The organism is Rahnella sp. Larv3_ips (assembly GCF_003697865.1).
GTDB lineage: Bacteria > Pseudomonadota > Gammaproteobacteria > Enterobacterales > Enterobacteriaceae > Rahnella > Rahnella rivi.
This window is the reverse complement of sequence record NZ_MJIB01000003.1, coordinates 281,833-282,241: the sequence shown is the minus strand read 5'-3', so window position 1 is coordinate 282,241 and position 409 is coordinate 281,833. Positions and strand designations below refer to the sequence as shown.

Sequence of the window (409 nt, the reverse complement as noted above, 5' to 3'; positions counted from 1 at the left end):
TAACGCCAACGGCCATATCGACAAAATCTTTGATAAGGAAAAGATAGAGGAAAATCAGGCGCTGGCGCAGGCCATCAGCCAGGTGGGCGTGCAGACTATGCAGCACGCGGCAATGCAGGCGCAGGTGAATGCCAGAAATGACGCGCTCGCAAGATTGTCAGGCACGGCGGAGTACAACAATGCCTCGCCTGCCGACCAGCAGAAGATGCTGGAGAACTCGCCGGAAAACGTTGCTGCTGAGCAGAAATACGGCATCGGCAGCCCGTTCTGGACGGCGGGTACGGCGATATCAGGCGCGCTGGCAGGCTTGACCGGTGGCGACATGAGCCAGGCACTGGCGGGCGGGCTGGCCCCTTATTTGTCTCTGGCGGTGAAGGCGGCGACCACAGACGCCAAAGGCAACGTTAAC

Annotated in this window: 1 pseudogene; it reads left to right on the top strand. The window is 59.7% G+C overall.

What is annotated here, in order from left to right:
• Positions 1-409, top strand: a pseudogene (locus ED901_RS01330) (hypothetical protein); the annotation flags it as partial.